This is a genomic window from Ulvibacterium marinum (genome assembly GCF_003626755.1).
GTDB lineage: Bacteria > Bacteroidota > Bacteroidia > Flavobacteriales > Flavobacteriaceae > Ulvibacterium > Ulvibacterium marinum.
Map to the genome: position 1 here is coordinate 97,686 of NZ_RBCJ01000001.1, position 19,531 is coordinate 117,216.

Consider the following 19,531-nt stretch of genomic DNA (forward strand, 5'->3'; position numbering starts at 1 on the left):
CTTTTTCCGTCATAACTAAAATCAAGCACGTATCATTTGTACTATACCACAAGGGGGAACTTGAATACACTTTATGCCTTTGGATAGGGATATGGTATTCTCCGCTACTATATTCCCTTTGCAATCGTAAACCGTTGCTGAAAAATCTCCAAAATCATTCGAACATTTGAGCACCATCTCATGTGCCAACTGTGCATTGAGGAAATGAATCTTATCAGTTACCGTATCCAACGAAACAATATATTCATCGTGCACGCCGATAATCATCAAATCATCCTTAACTATACTTTGGACTGCGTAATTGGTCAAAGGCTTTAAGGGTACAAAGTCACCCTCAAGTAAAATAGTGGAATGTTGGTTCCAATAGCCCGTATAAAAAGCGATCATCTCCAAATATTGGGGCGAAGCTTCCTGTAACATAATGGACAATTGAGGTACCCCAAACATAGTATTCGCCATTTGAAGGGCGGCGATTTCCAGAGGTTCGCCCGGATGCCAGGTTACCATATCGGAATGTACGGCCGTATTGCCGCAGAGCATTTTGATGTCCGCGATGCGCACCCTGTTCATAGTGGCATCACCAGGACAATCGAACGCACGGAACATATTACCATATTTCCGCATGGCTGGTCCTGTATATTTTTGCCGGAATTCTATGATAACTTCGGGGTTTATCTTTTGCAATGCTTTGATGACATCGGTCAAGAGTCGATCTACGGCCTTATTGATCGAGGCATAGTCCCGACCACCTTTACGGCTCAAAGGGGTATCCGGATATAGCTTGAACTCATCGATAAAATCTAGTTTAAATCCATCCAGGTTCCAGTTCCTTAGTGCATTTGTGTAGAGGTTTACCAAATATTCACGGACTTCTGGATAGCGCGGGTCAAAGACCGGTGCCCAACGATGGTCCTCGGTCAAAAATTTACCCTTGAACTTTTTATAGGCGTTCGATTTTTTACCACAAAAAGGGACGGAATACCACAAAGCAACCTTCATCCCTGTTCGATGTATTTCCTTAACATATGAGGCCATATCGGGTATACGGTCCGGTCGCCAATCCCCGGTGTAATCATATCCCCTATTGGAGTCGTTGGTCTGCCAACCGTCATCGATTATAATGACCCTATAACCTAAATCATGAGCGATTTCACATTCCTTCAAAAGGACTTTGGTATCCAGGTTCTGATGGAATTGATACCAAGTAGAATACAAGGGTTTCTTGGCTATATCAGGAACATGGGTAGGCTGGAGCCCATCAAAACTTTCCCACCAACGGGAAACATCGCCTAAGGTTTTGGAGAAATGAAGCTTTCTATGATCCAATCGCAACTGAACCTTAAAATCCTTTAACGAATAATGCTGTTCCGTAAAAAAGGTTAGATGGCAATAAAAATGATTGTCCTCTTCACGAAGGCGGGCATTCATCTCCAATTTATTGATGGCGTTGGAGCATGCAAACGTTAGGACATTACTGTCATCATGTCCAAAAAGAGCAATTACCGGGGCATCGATGGATATTCTGGATTCCATATTATCAAGTTCCCAATCAGCCTGGATTCGTTTGTTAAAATCGGTAGTGGGTTTCCAAACACCTTTTATATTAATAGCAGGAATTTTCCATTGTAAGGTTATCGGTGAAGGGTATACTTCTTTGTCGCTATGAACTTCAAACTCATAAATTGAAAGCTCCTCGGAACCACGTATTTTGTTTAGGGAGGTTTTTATAGGTGCCTCTACACCCTTTATCAAAATTTCATATGTATCGATAGTCATACTATTTCCAGTCTTCTGTCCCTGATTTCTTTTTATCTTCCCATGTTCTAGAAGAAACAATCCGCCTATTTACTTTCTTTAATGTCTAAATTCTTTATTACGTAATTTCCAACGGCCGCACCTTGTTGAATACCAAGCTCAATAGCAGGTTTATAATGTATGCCTCCGTATAATCGGCTAATCGCGGCCTCTTGGGAAGCTCGTATAAATGAGGGATAGCTTCGTATTGGTAACCCATATGGTACTTCAGTGGCATCAGCAAATGCATAGTCATCACCAAAAATATGGGTCAACATAGTCGCAGCAGCTGTAGAGGCTACGCTGTGCCCAGAAGTATGTTCCGGAAAGGCGGGTGTTTGTAAAATGGGTGCCCAATCCGAATCCATATATTTATTGATATAGGTCTCAGGACGGGTTAAGCTACTCTTATATTTTTGGTCCCAGCAGCTGATAAAGGCATCTGCCAAAACAATACCGGTCAGGGCCAACGTAGCCGCGGACTCTACCGTATTGGCTTTTTGCTCATCCAACACCTGCGCTGCAATATGCATCCAATGTCCTCCCGGCGAAATCTGTTGCTGGAAATACATAACATGTCCCTTGGTATGCGATATATTTGGATTGCAATCCCAAAACTTGGCAATTGCTAATTGTTCATCATCCAAGTTTTTGACAGTTTCATAAACTTCCTTTGCTTCCTTATAGAATTGCGATTCCTCATCTGTATCAAAAGATGTTGGAAGCCCTGGATCAAACTGGGCGGCGGAATCCAGTATAAAAGGTCGCAACGTATTCCAATGGGGCTCTATAGCCTCCATATAGTCCGGGGGCGTGGGACGCCAGCGACCAGGATCGTCCGATACGCTATATCTAGGTAAGGCCGTACGTCTATGGTAACCATCCTTTACGGCCCATTCCAAAATTTTCTCGGCTAAATTTTTTCCATAAGCGACCGAATTATCATATATCTCCCTATCTATCCCGATATCTCGTACCTCTTCCAGCAATTCCATTTCCATCTTATCGATACGCTCCAGATCATATACCAAATATTCCGCTACATTGGTAAAGGCAATTAGGGATACCAATGGATAATAATACGATTTAAGGGAATCCGGTTTTGGTAAGACATCCAAACCATTGAGTTGTCCGGCCAATGAAGGTCTAGCGGGCTCCAGGAAACGAGCGCCTTCATACGCCGCAATGTTCGGATAGGCATAGATACGGCTGGCCACCGGAGGGGTGAAAATGTCCGCTACTATGACATCGGTCAATTTTCGATTGTACTCCATCAAGGCCCCATCAAAATAAACATCCAGTTTTTCTGCATTATGAGTCGGCCCACAAGCGGACAACATCAGCAAAAAGACTATTATCAGGCTATTGATCTGTAGCTTCATTGGCATGTATAATTTTTGTCTCACCATTAACGTCTTTTACTTTTATTTCCATGATATTATCATGCAACCGTATACTCCGGGTCTGTTGGGAAAGATAGCCGGACCCGTGGTTCAACTCCTTTTTTAGCCTTCTGCCATCCCTGAAAAGGATTTCAGCCGATTCGCTATTTACATCGGCTTTATAAATGGGATAAGTCTCGTTGGTATTGTTCATACCGAAAACCCTAACCGGCCCATCGTTATTTGCCGAAACAACATATGGCAGCCCTTGGGCATTTCGAAGAAGGCCTAGCCCACTCCCATCATGATCATTCACAAAACCACTCTTTTCCAAAGAAAGCTTATTAAAAGTCCCATCGCCATTGCCCATTAATACCATACCCTTTAAGGCATCGTACCTCCCCGAAGCTACCTCTGTAACATACGAGTTTCCGGTCAACAAAACATCCTCATGCCCATCGCCATCAATGTCTTCCACTACAATTCCTTCGATAGGAGCTATTTGATATTCCAAGGGCAAGGCACGCAGATCGAATTGGCCACCACCCTTATTTTCCAAATATGAGCTGGTAAAAGTATGGCTCTTTACCACATAGGCAGTTTCGAGTTCCTCAGGCAAGAACGAGGTTTCAAAAGTAGCTTCGGCATAGGATTCATAGGTCTTGAACCGTGCCCGCATGGCATTTATCTGGGTTATGATTTCGTCACGGGTATGCGCAATATGGTTCTCGCCGTCTACAAAATAGCACATGACCGGGTCTATACGACCGTCCTTATCATAATCGCCGGCATAGATACACAACGGCTCTTCTTCTGTGGCTTGGTACTTGTTGTTAAGGCCCAGATTGCCCAAAATATAATCCGTATCGCCATCACCATCAAAGTCACCTCCGGAGATGCTGTTCCACCAACCTTCGGTATGTTTCAATCCTGTTTTTGCATTGGCATGGATCCATTGACCTTTTTCATTATGGAAAAATTGTATGGCCATAAATTCCCCGACTACTATAAGGTCTTGCCAACCATCGTTATCAAAGTCTGTCCAAAGTGCCCCTGTGACCATAGTCAATCCTTCCCATCCGGGAACGCTACTCCCTACATCCTTAAATTTTACCTTCCCGGAATCCTTGTCCGTAATGTTTTCCAATAGATAGCTTTGGGCCGGCATGGGATATTCGCCTGGTTTTATGCGTCCTCCCACAAAAAGATCTAAATCCCCATCTTTATCAAAATCGGATGCCGTAACGACTGAGCCGCTAGCAGAAATCCGAGGAAGTGCATCCGATTTGGTAAAATTCCCTAGACCATCGTTGAGATACAGTCGATCTTGGTAAATTCCCATATCTGCTAGTGCATGAACCCCACCACTAACCACGTAAAGATCTGAAAACCCATCCCCATTAGCATCAAAGAACAAGGCTCCCATATCCTCGTATTCCCCATCCAAAGTCCAGTCTCGAGAGGTAAATGAACCCTCCGTATTCTGTAGGAACAGCCGGCCCTCCTGACCACTGGCACCGCCAACATAAAAATCCTCCAGACCATCCCCGTTGACATCCGCGATAGCTATCCCGGGACCATTTTTGGAATGCATATGTGGTAAAATAGGTTGTAGCTTAAAATCGACCATCGGGTCTTCTTGATGTTGAAATTCAACCTTTACGGAGTCCGTAATATCAATGAACATATTTTGAGTTGGATCTAGTTCCTTATCAAAATCCATGGGAGTAGTTTCATTCTGATCAATGTGTAATACCTGATCTGCAGAGATGTCGGTAATGGCCTGATAGTCACCATTGGGCCACCGAACCTCAACGGCATCTACTCTTTCATGTTTTCCCAAACCGAAATGAATGGTAGGATCTATGCTGGACTCATAACCACGGCTTAGAAAATGTTCATAATACTGATGGGTGAAACCGGTAGTAACCTTTACTTTGGCACCTATCCCTTGAAGGTTGCCCCGTTTTCCCTTTAAGCTAATCTTCAAATAATGGTTCGGGGATTCTTTCGTATTTTGATTCTCATATATGAAAGCCGACTGATTAATATTGTTGACTAACAGATCCAAATCCCCATCATTGTCCAAATCGGCATAGGCGGCCCCGTTGGAGCAGCTTAACTCCTGGATACCCCATGATTCTGTTACATTTTCGAATTGAATCCCACCCGAATTGCGGTAAGCATAATTCTGCAATTTGGCACTGGGCAAGGCGTGCATGGATTCCATTTTTTGTTCGATTTTGGTCTCCGTATCCCCCATTGGTGTATTGTAGATATTTTGGTAATGGATATAATCCAGATTTCCCAAATCCCTCAGAAAGCCATTGGTTATATACAGGTCCTTGTGACCGTCATTGTCATAGTCCGCCAAGAGTGCGCTCCAGCTCCAGTCCGTACTACTCACCCCGGCCAGAAAACCAATTTCACTGAATTTACCTTCTCCCTGGTTCAACTGTAGCGTGTTCCGGGTATATTGGGGATTATAACCTGCTTCCAACATGGTCTGAAAACGATCGTAGCCCAATGAAGATATGATCAGCTTTCTTCTTCTATTGTCCTCTGGACGCATGTCCAAGACTAAAATATCCTGCTTTCCATCATTGTTTATATCCCCTATATCATTGCCCATTCCCGCATAGGAGGTATGGTTCAAATAGTCTGTTATTTCATCTTTGAACGTTCCATCACCTTGATTAATGTACAGAATATCATTTCCGATAAAATCATTGGACACATAGATATCCGGCCATGAATCATTATTGATGTCCGAAACCCCTACCCCAAGTCCATACCCTTCTACCAAAATCCCGGACTCTTCAGAAACATCGGCAAACTTTCCGTTACCCTCGTTTCGATAGAGTCGGTCATTACTCACCGATTCACCATTCAGCTTTCTGGGATGACTGGAATTTACCTGATGCTCAAATGCGGCCGGATTTACCAAAAGGTACATATCCAAATCCTGATCTTTGTCGTAGTCAAAAAAAGCGGCATGCATGCTTTGACGGGTATCGGCCAGACCGTATTCCGCAGCTTTTTCAGTGAACGTCACTTGGCCGGAATCCTCGGAAGGCCCGTTGCTGATGTAGAGCAGATTTGCCCTCTCGGACTCCTTTGCACTGCCCGAAACACAAATATAGATATCCAACCATCCATCCTGATTGATGTCTACCATGGTAGCTCCCGTACCCCATCTACTATTAAGTACTCCGGCCTCCTCGGTAATATCCGTAAATTCAAGGTCGCCCTTGTTCAGATACAATCGTCCGGAAACGGCATTCCCGCTGAAATAAACATCCACCAATCCGTCATTATTGATATCCCCGACGGCCACTCCCGCACCGGTATATACATTCATAAATTCGAAGACATTGATGCTGTCGTTTTCCTTGATTTTATTGTTGAAATCAATCCCCGTCCGGGAACTGTCCAATAATTTAAAACGTGTATCGCCATTCCCACAGGAACTCAAAGCCAGCATACAACAAACCACTAAAAATGATAGTAGTACATTCCTCATGGCATGGAAAGGATTTCAGTCTGTTGACCTTGGGAATTCATAATTTTTATGGATACGGCATTCTTAGGAATGGATAAACTACGGGAGGGTTGGGACAAATATCCGGCACCATGGTAAAATTCTATTTTTTGCCGCCTCCCATCTGCATATTCGATTAAGGCCGATATAACATCCGGTTCGGGTGTATACAAGCGTTGCCGATTTTCCGAAAAAGAAAATACCCTTGTAGCATCGTCGTTAATGCCCGCTAGGACCAACTCCCCCTTTTCGGTAAACAGATTTACCAGACCTTTGGCATCACCTTGAACAAAAAAACCGCTTTCCTCGACTTTTAAGGGATTAAAACCTCCTTTCCCATCACCGGCCAATACCCATCCAATAGAGGCATCATATCGACCCGAAAAAACCTCTCCGTTATAAAAATTGCCTACGGCCAATACATCCAAATTTCCATCGGCATTATAGTCTTTCACCACCATGCCATATATAGGCGCCGTCTGTACCGATCGGGGGAACTCGCTTATTCTGAATTTCCCCGAACCCAAGTTTTCAAGATAACTATTGGCAAAGGTCTGACTCTTCACTACATAGGCATCGGCCAATTCCTCCTTTAAAAATGATTCCTCAAAAGTGGCATCGGCATAGTCCGAAAAGGTGCGGAAACGGACCCGCATGGCATTGATCTGTTCGATCAAATCGTTACGGGAGTGTGCTACATAGTTCTCACCATCAACGTAATAGCACATCACGGGATCTATCAACCCATTTTTATCATAATCGTTGGCATAAATACAAAGGGGTTCATCCTTACTTGCCGTATATCTACTGTTCAACCCAAGGTTCCCCAAAACATAATCGGTATCGCCATCATTGTCAAAATCCCCTCCTTGGATACTGTTCCACCAACCATGCGTATCCTCAAGACCAGCTTGTTGGGTTATCTCCTCTAAGTTTCCGGAATTGTTCTGGAAGACACGGACGGACATAAATTCTCCCACAACAATCAAATCCTGCCATGTATCGTTGTTGAAATCTGTCCAAAGTGCTGCCGTCACCATGCCCAATTCCTTAAAAGTGGAGTGAATAGGTTGATCGTCCTTTTCAAACTTTAGGGTATTCCCATTGCTTTTATTCCTTAACAAAACACTCTCCGGGGCCAACGGATATTCTCCTGGTCTTACTCTACCCCCAACAAACAAATCCAGTTTACCGTCCTTGTCATAATCGGCTGCGGTGACTACCGATCCACTTATTGGGGATTTTGGAAGTGCATTTGCCATGGTAAAAGCTCCGGTACCATCATTTACATACAAACGGTCTTGATAAGCCCTATCGCCCAACGGAAATGAGGAACCTCCACTAACGACATATAAATCCCGATCCCCATCATTGTCAGCGTCAAAAAATAGGGTTCCCATGTCCTCCGAGATTCCATCAGGAAACGGGATTTCCTTGAATTTTTGATTTTCTCCTTGCAGCATCAAAACGCCGGGTTGTCCAGAAGCTCCTCCCACATATACATCCTCCAAAGCATCTCCATTAACATCGGCAACGGCCAGGCCGGGGCCATTTCGGGAATGCATATGGGGCAACAACGGTTGTATCTTAAAATCCACAAACTCATTTTCCCGATGTTTAAAGGGAATAAGGGTACTGTCCATTTCTTGAAAAAGTACAGGTGACATAGGCATTACTTCATCCTGTACTTCAAGTTCATCCGCCTCTTTTTGATGTAAAACAATCTCTTGATTTGTAGTTACATCGGTCAATAGTTGTTTTTTTCCATTGGGCCAGCTCACCAAAACCGTATCCACCTTTTGAATATTGCCCAATCCAAAATGTAATGCGGGTTCCATGGAGGACAAATAGCCACGAAAGGGTGTGAAATATTGTTTTTGAAGCTTTCCTTGATAATGCAATTCAACTTGACTGCCAATGCCTTCCAAATTCGGTTTTTCTCCCTTGAACCGGAATTTTAGATAGCTGTTTGCCGAGTCCAATACGATATTGTTTTTATAAACTCCGGCGGGGTCGTCCAAATTGTTCATCACAAGATCCAAATCGCCATCATTGTCAAAATCGGCATAGGCCATTCCGTTGGAATAGGTGGGTTTATTGAACCCTACAGCTTTAGAAATATCCTCAAACTTAAGATTGCCCGTATTTTTAAAGAAGTAATTGGGCAGTTTAATCCCGGGCAGTTTATTCAATTCCTCCAGACGCTGTTTTTGATTGGCCTCTTCCGTGCCCATACTTAACACCCGATTACCATAGACCATAAAATCCAAATTGGTAATATCCTGTCTATAACCATTGGTGATGCATAAGTCTTTTAGCCCGTCATGATCAAAATCTGCAAACAATGCACTCCAACTCCATTCTGTGGCCGATATCCCCATCAATTGACCAACTTCGCTAAACGAGCCATTGCCATTATTCAATTGTAATGTATTTCGGATATACTGTGGATGATAACCATAGGACAGCCCTGTTTGGAATTCGTCGTAGTTGTTGCCCATCATGGTTAATTTCCATCGCTTATTGTCCTCCGGAAGCATATCAAGGACAACGACATCCATATGACCATCATTGTTGATATCAGCTATGTCATTACCCATACCATTAAAGGTCAAATGCCTAAAATATTGAGTGATTTCGTTTTTGAAGGTACCATCCCGTTGATTGATGTACAATAAATCATCCGTGAGAAAGTCATTGGAAATATAAATATCCGGCCAACCATCGGTATTGATATCGCAAACTTCCACTCCCAATCCAAAACCTTCTATTAGAATCCCGGCCTCATTGGAAACATCCGTAAACGTTTGGTTTCCATTGTTTCGGAACAGCTTATCGGCCGATGGCGCTTTTCCCGTCCGGTCTTTGGGACGGGATGTGTTTCGGTTGAAATCCACCAAGGCATTGCTTAGAAGGTACATATCCAAATCCCCATCCTTATCATAATCAAAAAAGGCGGCCTGTACGGAATAGCTCTCATCGGCTAAACCCCAATTTGTGGCCTCTTCGGTAAAGGATAATTTTCCATCCTTCATTCCATTGTTCACGAACAGCAAATTGGCCCGATCTTTACCTTTGGAGCCTCTGGGCCCACCTCTGGATACATAGATGTCCGGATAACCATCTTGATTTATATCCACAATGGCCGCCCCATTGGACCAACTGGTAGAACCTACTTGGGCAGATTCGGTCAAATCCTCGAATTTCCAATTTCCCAGATTCCGATAAAGGCGGTTACTGACCATGTTCCCTGTAAAATAAAGGTCCTGTAAACCATCAAAATCAAAATCGGCCACAGCCACCCCGGCACCATTATACATATATTCAAACTCAAGCACCGTAAGACTATCGGAATAGACCAGATTATTGGAAAAATCAATATTGGTGTCCTTTGAGGATAATTCGGTAAACATGGTTCCCTCGGAATTTTTGCAACTTGCTATCCCTAACGCCAAAAAGAGAATAAAGATGCTTTGGAGGTGTTCTATTGATTTTTTGTGGAACATATGTATTGGTAAGAACCCTTAGAGAAAAGGAATCCAATCGCAGTGATTGGATTCCCTAAACAGCCAGAAAAGGCAAAATAATAAAATAAACTAACTCTACTCAACTAGCCTACGCAAAGGCTTAAAAAAAGTCTTAGTATCCGGAATTCTGATTCAGCACACCATTGGAACGATCTACCTCGGATTGCGGGAACGGGAATACTTCATATCTGGGATCCCATGCACCGCCGAAGATAGTAGGGCCCAAATCCCATCTTACTATATCGAACCATCGATGGGGCTCCAAGGCAAGCTCTACCCTTTTCTCCTGTCTCATGGCTTGGGTCAAATCCGCACCACCTGCCAATGGAGCCAACCCTGCACGTTGCCGTATATCGTTTATCTGTTGTTCCGCAACTCCCAAGTCGCCCCCTCCTTCGATAAGTGCCTCAGCATATAACAATTTTAACTCTGCGAACCGGAACCATCGTTCATTGTTAAAATCCGCCTGGTTATTGGGAGAGTGATTTGCATCGACCGTATTCAAGGGCCCTCTGTACTTTTTGAGGGTATAACTGGTTTCGGACCATGCGGGGTCATAGGGCACTTCTACTTGCGATGGATTATACGTATAATAGGTATCCCCATCTTGATAGAATATTGTTGCCGCCCTAGTGTCCCCAGGCTCAAAGGCATCGACCAAACTCTGGGTCGGCGCCCACCAACCCCGTTTGCCTCCTGGAGCACCGGACGCGTTTGGAGCGTCCCAATACCATCCTCTTCCCGTTCCTTGGGAAGCCTTGAAGTTTTCGGAATGGGTATCATCAAATACCCAAAGGTTATCATCGGAACGGGGACCTCCATATTGCACTTCAAAAATGGATTCGGAATTGTTCTCATTGGCAAAGGAGAATACATCCTCATAATTGGGAACAAGCGAATAAGGACCATTGTCCACCACATCGGCCAGGGCCGTAATTGCGGCTGGCCAATCTTCCCTGAACACATTTACCTTGCCTATATAGGATCTAGCGGCCCAAGAAGTAGCCCTTCCGGTATTACCACTATCCCAAGACTCCGGCAAACCTGCAGCAGCAGCTCCAAAATCAGCTAGGATAGCCGTGTAAAGCTCTTCCGAAGTGGCGTTTGGCAAAGCCAGGTTATTGATATCGGTCAATACTTCTGTAGCCAAGGGGGGTGTTCCAAACATTTTTAGGGCCTGAAAATGAAACCAGGCACGAAGAAATTTGGCTTCGGCATCCAAAACAGTAGTCTCTTCAGCGGTCAATTCAGTTTCACTTTGCAAATTTTCAATAACCAGATTGGCCCTATAAACACCCTCATAAATTTGGGTATAAATCGCTGCATAAGGAATATCACTTGCCCTAATTTGTAGCGCATCCGCGTCTTGTGATCTACCATCCGCACCGGCGGCAATATCCGCGGCAACATCATCCGTAATTACTAGTGTGATTTTCCAAAACTCACCGTTTTCGGCAAGGGTTTCCGTACTGGTCCCCCAAAAATCCTGAATGGAAGAATAGGAAGCGAATATGGCTCCATCAAAATCCGCCCTTGTTTTGTAGAATGTATCGGCGGTTACCCTATCTAAAGGCAAGAGGTCTAATTCATCATTGCACGAAAACGTACCTAGGATGCAAAGACTTGTGATAAATACATATATTTTTTTCATAATAGGCTTATTATAAAGATATTAAAATTACGGACTAATTAAAATTTACAGACCATCCCAACTGAACTATTCTAGGTAAGGGAGACTGCCCTCCATCCTGACCACTGGCCAAGGTAAAATCACCTTTTTGGAAACTTTGGGTACGTCCTACTTCAGGATCGTATCCGGAATAGTTGGTAAATGTCGCCAGGTTCTGGGCACCTATATAAAAGCGCATTCTTGTAACAAAATTATTAGTCCAGCTTTTCAGTTTTTCGGGAGATATGCTATAGCCAATAGATATATTTTGAATCCTTAAATAACCGGCATCCTCGACCCAACGATCTGAAAAACGATCATTGTCGTTCGGATCACTTAAGGTCAGCCTGGGACTAGAACTGGAATTGGTAGTACCCTCCCCGGTCCAACGACTAAAAATCTGGGTGCTAAAGTTGCTATTGTTGGAAGCCCTAAGGTTTTCAAGATTTATCCTAGCCGAATTATAAACTTGCTGATCGCCAACCCCTCGCAATACGGCTGAAAAATCAAAGCCCTTGTATTCAGCCTGAATATTGAAGCCGTAGAAGAACCCTGGGAACGGGCTTCCCAAAAATGTCCTATCACTGGCGTCTATCTGTCCATCCCCATTAACATCCACAAAACGTATATCCCCGGGTTCCGCACCACTGGAGAAGGCATCCGTCGGGGCCGCACTAGCTTCAGCAGCGGTTTGATAGAGACCGTCCGTCTTATATCCATAAAAATGTCCAAGGCTTTCGCCAACAACCGTTCTATGGGTTTGGTTTCCTCCAATACCTGAAATAATATCGGGGATTTGACCCAAACTTGTTACTTCATTTTTAACCGTAGTCAGATTTCCACCTATGCTATATTTAAAATCCCCAATCTCATCGCTCCAATTGATCGCTAATTCAATACCCGAGTTTTCAATCTGACCAATGTTGGCATCGGCAGGCAAGAAGAACCCAGAAACAAATGGAATGGGCAATCCAAGCAATACATCATCGGTAGTCTTCTTATAATAATCAAATGTACCGGTCAATTTCCCTTTCATAAAGCTCGCATCCAAGCCTATGTCCAATTGTGTACTGGTTTCCCATTTGAGGTCGGCATTGGCAAAACTTGTCGGTGCCGGTGCGAGAACAGGGGTTTGACCGTCCCCAATTACATAAAAAATGTTATTGTTCAGGGCACTTAAGAAAGCAAAATTCAAACCGGTAAATTGGTTACCGGATTGTCCCCAACCTACCCTAAGTTTAATGTCATCTATTGCATCGCTTTGAGGAAAAAAGTCTTCTTGTGAAATTCGCCAACCTGCAGAAACTGACGGGAAAATTCCATCCCTATTTTCTTCGGCAAACCTCGAAGTAGCATCCCTACGAATATTGGCCGTCATCAAGTATTTTCCTTTGTAATTATAACTTAAACGGCCCAACCAACCCTGTAACGTCCAAATATCACCTTCATTGGCCCCGGCAACGGTAGTACCACTACCGGCAAAGTTAGGGTTGAAAAGATTACGGCCCTGTAGTCTTACCTTATCAAATCGAAACTTGGTTTGCTCAAATCCGAAAATAGCGGATATATTATGGTCTCCACCAAAGGTTTTGTCGTATGAAAGTGTTGCGGCAGTAGTCAACGTCAATTCCTCAGGTCTTGAAGAAACCAACAGGGATTGTCTATCATTGCCATCATAGGATATATCCGATTGCAAATATTCACCACGAGCCACATTATAATCCAAGCCTAAGGAAGTCCTGAACTTTAAGCCTTCAATAATATTGACCTCTCCATAGAAATTTCCCAAAACCTTGCGGTTCCTTACCGTAGTACTTTGTGTCCTTAAATCATTCCTAAAAACATAATTGATGCCTCTGGCACCTCCTAAATTTTCAGCAGTCTCTTGATTATACCCCAAGGGACCGTCCGGATTGAAGATTTGAAAGTACGGCGCATTTAGCGCCGAATTGAACCCGGCAAAAAAAGCACCCTCACTCTGTGTTGTCCTATCAGTTTGGCTTATCAATATGGATTCTCCAAAACGCAAATGTTTCCCTACCTTAATATCAGAATTGGCTTTGAATGAAAACCTTTCGAAATCTTGCGATGGTTCAATACCCTCATTGTCAAAGTAACCTCCGGAAATAAAGTAATTGGCATTTTCATTACCACCACTAACGGCCACATTATGACTTTGCACAAAGCCATCACGAAAAATTGCATCCTGCCAATCTACATTGGGCTGGCCACTAAATTGTGAAAGGTCTCTTCCCAATTGCCCTTGAATATCAATAAATTGCTGCACGTTAAGCACATCTATATTATCCCTTACCGTTGCAACGGAGGCATACCCATCATAGGTCACCCTTGCCTCACCAGATTTCCCTCTCTTTGTAGTAACAATAATGACACCATTGGCGGCTCTGGCCCCATAAATTGCTGCCGAAGCTGCATCCTTTAATACATCGATGGATTCAATATCATTGGGATTAAGTCCTGCGAGCGGATTGGAATCTGTGGTAGATGATGTATTTACCGTGATGTTGGTAGTCTGAACAATGGGAACACCATCGATTACCCATAAGGGATCATTGACCCCAGGGGTGCCGATACCACGAATTCGTACACTAATCGGTGCTCCAGGATCACCACTCCGGTTGGTTATATTTACCCCGGAAATTGTTCCGGCCAAAACCTGATCGGGGCTTGTTATTGGTTTCGATATAATTTCAGCGGCGCCAATAGAGCCTACCGCTCCCGTAAGGTCAGCTTTCCGTTGGGTACCATAACCTACGACCACCACCTCGCTCAAGGCCTGTGCGTCCTCGGTCAAAATAACATTGATAGTAGATCTCCCCTCTATAAGCACTTCTTGAGCAGAATAGCCTACATATGAAAAAACAAGCGTTGTCGCATCTTCCGGCACATCAATCGTATAGTTTCCATCAAAATCGGCCACAGCTCCAACCGTAGTGCCCTTAACTACAACGCTTGCTCCCGATAATGGTCCCACATCATCCGTAACCGTACCCGAAACGGTATTCTGAGCAGATGCCGATTGAATTCCAAAGCATACTAAAACTACGAATGCCAGGGCAAATACCCATATCCCGCCGGGTCTCGTAAAATTTTGTTTCATAATCACTAGTTTAAGTTAGTTGTTTACATGCAGAGAGACGCGCAATACATACAATTTCCAAACGGACTTAGAAGTACATGGGGTAGCGTTCTCTTCGTCCAATTTAGTTACTTTTTACTGAAAAATGATAAAAAAATTTAGTTAATAGTAAAAATAGTATGTAATCTATGATAGTCTATGCTACTAAACAAAACTAAATTAATTTTGCTTATATCAAAAAAATACTGTGTGAAAAATGAAACTTTAACAATAAAAGAGTGCGTAATTGCCTATTCAGCAAATTGATTGAAAAATCTGTCAGAATACTTACAGTGAGTTACGCTTAATGACGTTAAAGGGCATAATTACTTGCGTTTTACCCTTTTGTTTAATGTGCTTCGCGGCCTTTATGGCCATGTCATTAAAGTTTGTGGAGATGGTAGTGATGCCTCCAAAGACAATTTGCTTTACCACATGATCGTTGTGAGATAGGATACCTACATCCTTGCCAACAACATATTCTCCATTGCGACAATCTCTTAAAACCTCCCATAAATAGGTATCGCTAATAAAGAAATATAGATGTCCCTTTTTGATGGAACCCAGGCGGTATTCCTCTTCTACGGCCCCAAGAATTTTATAGTCCACCAAAAATCGATTGAAGGCCTTTAAAATTCCCTCTGGATAATCGGACCCTTTCCTAAAGAAAAGAACAAACTTATCAAACTGTCTTATACGAGGCAGTAGCTCAACCAATTTAATGTATGTAGTTTCCTCAAATTCCTGTGATATATAGGAATACTCTTCGGGCATGGACAAATACCTGTCTATTATCAATAGCTTGGTCGGCTCTATAGATTGCAATAACGGGCGTATACTTTTATGGGGAATTGGAGCGACCACATACATGCCATATTTACTTCGAATTGTATTGAAGATACTCTCGAAGACGGAAACATTGTTGTGATGAAAAAAAACATCGATTTGGAATCTTTTGCCCAATTCCTTTCTAAATGTATCATAAAACTCCTCTTGAAAACGTTGGAAAGAGAACAATAGCAATGCTATTTTAAGGGTAACCTTGGTTTCCTCACTGATTATGAAATATCCCTTAAGCTTTTTGGATTCCACCAAGCCTCTATCTTTGAGCTCTTCGTAGGCTTTTACAATAGTCTTTCTTGCAAAACCCAGCTCGTCTACCATCTGGTTAATTGAGGGCAGTTTGTCACCGGTTACCAAAATACCCGAATCTATGGATTCCATCGTACCTTGCACCAACTGTTCATGCTTGGATAGCGTATTAATATTGGCCAAATCCTTTATTCTGTCTATCAATGACATAAAAGGCTATACTTTTTCCGTTATACCAAAATGGTGCCCTAATATTACAAAATATACCAATGAATCCCTATTTTATCACACTTCGTATCCCATATATTCTTAGATCTTCACATCTATTTTCAAGGAGATTATGTCAAAAATGAAGCATTATGAATATATTGTAAATCAAAATCAGAAATAATGAAAAACCGAATTGCATTTTTATTCATTTTGTCCTCTGTGATCTTGCAGGCACAGACCCGATCCATACAATCCTCCTCCCCACTTTCCGAGGCTTCCCCAATTGATGAGGGGATGTCACCTGAGCGACTAGAGCGAATAGATTTGATGTTGGACCAAGCTGTTGGAAAAAACAACATCCCGGGAGCGGTCGCCCTGATTGCCAGAAACGGAAAAATCATATTCCATAAGGCTTATGGTATGGCAGATAACACGTCCAATAAGGATATGGAAAAGAACACAATTTTCAGAATCGCCTCCCAGACCAAGGCCATAACCTCTACAGCGGTAATGATGTTATGGGAAGAAGGAAAATTTCGATTGGACGATCCTATTTCCATGTACATCCCAGATTTTGGAAAAGCCGAAATTCTGGATAGCTTCAACGAAAGGGACTCCACCTACACTACAAAGCCAGCGGAAAACCAAATTACCATTCGCCATCTTTTGACCCACACCTCGGGATTAGGTTACGGCGTGATCGATGGCGATGAAAGGTTTCAAAAAATATACGCTAAAGCAGGTATTACCGATCTTTTTACAACAAAGAATATATCCATTGGGGAAAGCGTAAAAAAATTGTCGAAACTGCCATTGCATCATAATCCGGGAGAGGCCTTTGTATATAGCGAAGGCTTGGACGTACTCGGTTATTTTATCGAAGTTGTTTCCGGAATGCCGTTCGACGAATTTCTTCGAGAACGACTTTTTGACCCTCTGGGCATGGACGATACTTGGTTTTATCTCCCCAATGAAAAGGAAAATCGGCTAGTGACCGTACAGCAAAAAAAAGGGAGCAAATGGGAAGAATATCCTGTAACTTTTTACGATCCGGATTACCCCATAAAAGGCGCCAAACGGTTTTTCTCGGGAGGTGCAGGATTGTCCAGCACCGCGAAGGACTATGCAACCTTTTTGCAGATGTATCTAAACCATGGCGAACTTAATGGGAAACGTATTTTAAGTAGAACTACGGTAAGAAGCATTATGGGGAACCAAACCGGAGATCTATGGGGCGATGACATAAAGCACTATGGGTTAGCCTTTGGGGTGGTAACCCCAAAAGGCCAGGACCATGGCGGTGAGGGAAGTGTTGGCACCTTTGATTGGGGCGGATATTTCAACACACAATACTTTGCCGACCCTCAGGAAAAAATCATCGGGATATTAATGAAACAAACCAGAGGGCCCGTAGATGACCAAACCGGTTGGAAATTTCGACAGATGGTTTTTGTAGCGGTCGATGACTAATTTTTATAGCCAATAATACAAGTGCCTAACATAAAATAAAGGGGTACCCTAAAATATCTCAATTTGAACTTGATGAGATGGTTAAAATCTTGCTTTTATACTCCTCGGTAGATGGACAAACCCTAAAAATCTGTAACACACTTAGGGAACAGCTACGGAAACAAAGCATAGTTGACCTAGTTGCCATTGATGATTTTAATGGGGATACGGACCCATATGACAAAATTGTTATTGGGGCAAGCATCCGATATGGAGTCCATAACAAAAAAGTAATTGACTTCATCAATTCAAAAAAAGAACACCTTGATTCTATAAAGGCAGCATTTTTTTCTGTTAACCTAGTTGCCAGAAAGCCTGAAAAAAATACGCCGGATACAAATCCATACGTTACAAAGTTCTTTAGGACCATAGCCTGGAGACCCAACTTAGTGGAAGTATTTGCGGGTAAACTGGATTATAAAAAATATCCTTTTTTTGACAGGATCATGATTCAATTCATTATGTGGATGACCAAAGGACCAACAGATCCCCACACCGAAATTGAATATACAGATTGGGAAAAGGTAAAGGAGTTCGGTGAGCGATTAAAAGTTCTCTAAACATGCAGTTAATCAAGTAAAAGAGCGTAGCAGGGTTTTGCCCGTGTCAGTACTTTACCTATAAAACTTGTGTTCGTTTCAATTTTGACCAAACGCGGGAACTTTGATTTTTGCCTCTTTTTAACATCAATGTCATGGCGGTTTATTCATTGGCTCTTAACGCATCTTGCACCATCGCCACTTTTATTAAAAACGATTTCGGAACAGAAACCACTCAAAAAATGGTCTATGAGGTTTATCCCAAAACTTATGGGTCTATTTCAAGAATAGAAAATATTCAATCGCACGCTTGGTCTAGCCCTTTTCAAATCAATGAACCTTGTATTTATGGAATCAAGAGGTCTAGACTATTTTCCACATCCATATTCTTTGCGTTAAATTTTGATTATATGATGGCTTCTTATAGAATAATATTGTAATTTAAGGTGCCCATTTCTGTACTGGAATAGTAAACAAACCCAATCCTAATTACATGGAAAATAAAGACCAAGATCCGGAGTCCAAACCGGGAAAAACCATAAGTAGGCGTAGTTTTATAAGGGGTGCCGGATTATCCACCGCAAGTAGCGTTTTAATGACTTCAAACGCCTTTGCCTTGGAGTACAAGGAACCACTTGTAACAGGCAAAGAATTTGGCCCCGATGCCATAACCATAAAAATGAAGGTCAATGGCATAACAAAATCACTTAGCGTAGAACCCAGGACAACCCTGGCCTCTGCTCTACGAGATCATTTAGAACTTACAGGAACCAAGGTCGTATGCGATCGGGGCTCTTGTTCCGCATGTACCGTTTATTTGGATGGTAAGCCTGTAAATTCTTGTATGATGTCAGCTTTTGACGTGGGAGACAAAGAGATTACCACTATTGAAGGTATTGCAAAAAACGGGGAATTGCATCCAGTACAGGAAGCTTTTATAGAACATGATGCTTCGCAATGTGGGTATTGCACCCCAGGGATGGTCATGTCCTGTGTACACCTTGTGGATAATAACCCTAATCCCAATTTGGAAGATGTAAAAAATGCCACACGGGGCAACCTTTGTCGTTGTGGCACCTACCCTAAAGTCTTTAAGGCCACTCTGGCAGCAGCAAAAAAAACGATTTAA

Annotated in this window: 10 protein-coding genes; 3 read left to right on the forward strand and 7 right to left on the reverse strand. The window is 42.8% G+C overall.

The genetic code is table 11. From position 1 onward, the window contains the following. Window positions 1-21: 21 nt before the first annotated feature. From D7Z94_RS00460 to D7Z94_RS00490, 7 genes are all read right to left on the reverse strand, one after another. Window positions 22-1,776, reverse strand: coding sequence for a glycoside hydrolase family 36 protein (locus D7Z94_RS00460; protein ID WP_120710813.1), 1,755 nt, complete (start codon window positions 1,774-1,776; stop codon window positions 22-24). A gap of 65 nt (window positions 1,777-1,841) precedes the next feature. Then, window positions 1,842-3,176 (reverse strand): vanadium-dependent haloperoxidase, encoded by a 1,335-nt coding sequence (locus D7Z94_RS00465; protein ID WP_211341731.1) that lies wholly within the window; start codon window positions 3,174-3,176, stop codon window positions 1,842-1,844. Continuing rightward, window positions 3,157-6,699: a VCBS repeat-containing protein gene (locus tag D7Z94_RS00470; protein WP_120709554.1), complete on the reverse strand. Its 3,543-nt coding sequence runs from the start codon at window positions 6,697-6,699 to the stop codon at window positions 3,157-3,159. Before D7Z94_RS00470 ends, D7Z94_RS00465 begins: the two co-directional genes overlap by 20 nt. Next, window positions 6,696-10,130 (reverse strand): VCBS repeat-containing protein, encoded by a 3,435-nt coding sequence (locus tag D7Z94_RS00475; RefSeq protein ID WP_158594563.1) that lies wholly within the window; start codon window positions 10,128-10,130, stop codon window positions 6,696-6,698. The genes D7Z94_RS00470 and D7Z94_RS00475 overlap by 4 nt, the downstream gene beginning before the upstream one ends. A gap of 226 nt (window positions 10,131-10,356) precedes the next feature. After that, window positions 10,357-11,895, reverse strand: coding sequence for a RagB/SusD family nutrient uptake outer membrane protein (locus D7Z94_RS00480; protein ID WP_120709556.1), 1,539 nt, complete (start codon window positions 11,893-11,895; stop codon window positions 10,357-10,359). Window positions 11,896-11,929: 34 nt separating this feature from the next. After that, a complete protein-coding gene (locus tag D7Z94_RS00485; RefSeq protein WP_120709557.1) occupies window positions 11,930-15,034 on the reverse strand; it encodes a SusC/RagA family TonB-linked outer membrane protein in 3,105 nt (1,034 codons plus the stop codon). A gap of 306 nt (window positions 15,035-15,340) precedes the next feature. Further along, a complete protein-coding gene (locus D7Z94_RS00490; protein ID WP_120709558.1) occupies window positions 15,341-16,354 on the reverse strand; it encodes a GntR family transcriptional regulator in 1,014 nt (337 codons plus the stop codon). A gap of 180 nt (window positions 16,355-16,534) precedes the next feature. Between D7Z94_RS00490 and D7Z94_RS00495 the strand changes: the two genes are divergently transcribed. The 3 genes from D7Z94_RS00495 (at window position 16,535) to D7Z94_RS00510 (ending at window position 19,531) form a co-directional block, all read left to right on the forward strand. Continuing rightward, the gene (locus D7Z94_RS00495) at window positions 16,535-17,824 is read left to right on the forward strand and encodes a serine hydrolase domain-containing protein (protein ID WP_120709559.1); all 1,290 of its coding nucleotides are present in this window, start codon (window positions 16,535-16,537) and stop codon (window positions 17,822-17,824) included. Between the two features lie 77 nt (window positions 17,825-17,901). Further along, window positions 17,902-18,423 (forward strand): menaquinone-dependent protoporphyrinogen IX dehydrogenase, encoded by a 522-nt coding sequence (hemG, locus tag D7Z94_RS00500; protein ID WP_120709560.1) that lies wholly within the window; start codon window positions 17,902-17,904, stop codon window positions 18,421-18,423. A gap of 472 nt (window positions 18,424-18,895) precedes the next feature. Continuing rightward, window positions 18,896-19,531 carry a (2Fe-2S)-binding protein gene (locus tag D7Z94_RS00510; protein WP_120709562.1) on the forward strand — a complete coding sequence of 212 codons (636 nt, stop codon included), beginning with the start codon at window positions 18,896-18,898 and terminating at the stop codon, window positions 19,529-19,531.